The 2912-nt window shown below is 46.4% G+C and carries 2 protein-coding genes and 1 pseudogene; all 3 read left to right on the top strand.

What is annotated here, in order from left to right:
• Positions 1-45 precede the first annotated feature (45 nt).
• Positions 46-663: a DUF3859 domain-containing protein gene (locus C7B77_RS27270; protein ID WP_106312438.1), complete on the top strand. Its 618-nt coding sequence runs from the start codon at positions 46-48 to the stop codon at positions 661-663.
• Positions 663-2324, top strand: a complete 1662-nt coding sequence (locus C7B77_RS27265) for an asparagine synthetase B family protein (protein WP_106312435.1) — start codon at positions 663-665, stop codon at positions 2322-2324. Before C7B77_RS27270 ends, C7B77_RS27265 begins: the two co-directional genes overlap by 1 nt.
• A 125-nt stretch (positions 2325-2449) precedes the next feature.
• Positions 2450-2912, top strand: a pseudogene (locus tag C7B77_RS27260) (hypothetical protein); the annotation flags it as partial.

The raw sequence follows: 2912 nt of genomic DNA, 5'->3' as shown, positions 1-2912 counted from the left end.
CTCTATGATTTAAAATAGAAGAGCATAGCTCGCAGGTAATGAATTATGGAGCAACGATTGACCGCGCAGCAACTAGAGCTAATTGTTGGCGAAGTCGGACGATTGGCCGATCGACAGCAAGCAGAATTGGATCGATCGGAAGTTCAGAAAATCCTCCAAGAATTGAATCTACCGCCAGAACTGCTCGATGAGGCGATGGTGCAAGTGCAGCGCAAAGAGGCTTTAGCACGGCAACAGCAGCGGAATCGGCGTATTATCATCGCCAGTGTTGCGGCGTTATTGGCACTAGTCATTGGGAGTAGTTTCTTCGTCCAAACTCGATCGACTTCGCTGGCAAAAATTACCGCTACTCAAGATCGGATTACCTTAGCTCAAGATAATGGTGAAAATCTGCAAGCAGTCGATCGCGGTGCGGCGATCGCCTATCGAGTTACACTCAATGATGCACCTGTCGGCGAGAGATTAAATCTCACCTGTAATTGGCTCGATCCCAGTGGCAAAATCGTTCATACCAATCGTTACGATACCAAAAATATTACTACTCCTGTCTGGAATACTCAATGTCGTTATCAATTACCTGCTAATGCGGCGACGGGAGCATGGCAAGTACAAATAAAAGTCGGCGATCGCATTATCGAAAAATCGCCATTTGATGTTAACTAATGGGTCAAAATTTCCATAGTGGCATCGTAATTGGCTCGGCTCAACTAGTTGGTTATTGGGGACAAATCGATCGATCCACCATTCTTGCAAGTTTACTTCCCTTACCAGTTCGATCGTTAGGCGAACTACCATTAGGCTGCTCTGCTTCAGGATTAGGCTTAGACTGCTGGGTGAGATTGCAGGATGAAAATCTAATTTTGGGTCGTGAACCTTTCGGACGGATGCCGTTATATTGGACGGAATGCGATCGAGTAATTTGGTTTAGTACTCACTTGCAATTATTATTACCGCTATTAGATCGATCGACAATCGATGTAGCAGGATTTTATGGCTATAGTTGCTGTTCTTATATCCCGACACCATTAACACCGATCGACAATATTCATGCAGTAGCCGCAGGCACAGAAATATCGATATCTTTAGAGACTTTTAGGCCAGTTACAGTTACTAAAAATTGCTGGCAACAGTCACCGCAGCAACTTACAGATGAAAACATTGCGATCGATCGGTTGCAAGGGTTATTACAATCTGCCGTCGCATGTCAAATTCAAGATTTACCAGATGCACCCGTCGGCGTTCTTCTATCTGGCGGCTTGGATTCCTCGATCGTCGCCGCACTTTTAGTTAAAAATGGCATCAAAGTTCGTGCTTATTCCCTCGACTTTGACGAAGCGGGGATTTCCGAATATCCGTATGCCGAGCAGGTGGCAAATCATCTCCAGATTCCCTTGGTTAAAGTACCTGTCAACCCCAAACTCGTGCGTCGATCGTTAGATGCTACCGTTCGCGCTTTAGACTCGCCCTATGGCGATGGCGTCACCGTGCCGCTGTATCTACTCTGTCAAGCCGCCAGCCAAGAGGTACCCGTAATTTTCAACGGAGAAGGCGGCGATCAACTATTTGCAGGTTGGACGAATAAACCCCTAATTGCAGCGAGTATGTATGGGAGCAGTCCCGATCTCATCGAGCCGTATCTCCAGACATTTCATCGGCTTTACGGCTACGAGAGTCGATCGTTTCAACCACAGATCCTCGATCGAATTGAGTCCTTATCGCCCACAAATTGGCTCGGTGACGCACTAGATCCCGATCGTGCCCCCGAACTCCTCCATCGCCTGCGACGTGCCAGCCTGATGCTCAAAGGTGCCCAAAATATCCATCCCCGCGCGACTAATTTGGCGCGTTGGCACGGATTGCAAGTGCGATCGATCTTCTGCGATTTACCTTTAGCCCAATGGACGTTTGGCGTCTCTGGCACCCTTCATCTCCAAGGTGCCTGCGAAAAATACATCCTCAAGCGCGCCGTCGAGCACCTCCTCCCACCCGAAATTGTCTGGCGCACGAAACGCGGGATGGGCGTACCGCTGACGGCATGGTTATTTAGCGAATTGTGGTCGGATCTGGGCACATGGTTGAATCCAGGAGTTTTGGAACGAGCGGGATATTGGCAACCAGATATCGCCGCTAGATTAGTCAGCGGCAAGTTTGGCGGCACGATTCAAGGTCGGCGAATTGGCGAGATATTATGGTTAATTATTATGTGGGAGCGGTGGCGAATTCAGGTATTAGGTGAATCGCCGACAAGTAAAAGTTGGCGTCATCCATTTTGGTTACCACAACCGCTCTGGCGATCGATTCAAAGCATAAAATCGAAAGATTAAATCAGCTTCAAACTTTATTAGAGGTGAGTTTATACAAGTAATATTCGATCGATATTAGCCATTTAAACCACGATCGTGTCAGGTTTTGAAATAGATTGGGCATAATAATTTGTAACTCGATCTTCATGAGTATGCCAGAAAATCAACCAGATAAAACCGATGTCATTCTCGGCGGACAAAATCGCCTAACCACAGATAGTGTTGTTTTGGGTGGAATTGAAGGGATCGAGCAACGCTTAAGCAGCCAAGATGAGAAAATCCAAATATCGGCACTTCGAGCGGCCTTAAAATATGATGAAAAGGGTTTAGAACTACTTATCGATATCTGGAGAAATGACTCGCACGGGTTAAAATGGAAAGCTTTCTCACTACTTAGAACTAGAGAAGAAGAAAGAGTCAAACATGCCTTAGATGAATATAACCCATGGCTAAATATGAGTTGCATTCATACTTGGGAGCAAGATTCGATTGCGGAAAGCATTGCGATCTCTCCAGATGGTAATACTCTATTTAGGGGTTGCGGAATAAAGGCTAAAATCCAGGTTGGAAAGCAGTTACAGCTACTAATTCAGCTACTCAGAGCCAAGG

This window comes from Chamaesiphon polymorphus CCALA 037, assembly GCF_003003845.1.
Classification (GTDB): Bacteria; Cyanobacteriota; Cyanobacteriia; order Cyanobacteriales; family Chamaesiphonaceae; genus Chamaesiphon; species Chamaesiphon polymorphus.
The sequence above is the reverse complement of the archived record's forward strand: the minus strand, read 5'-3'. Positions and strand labels throughout refer to the sequence as shown.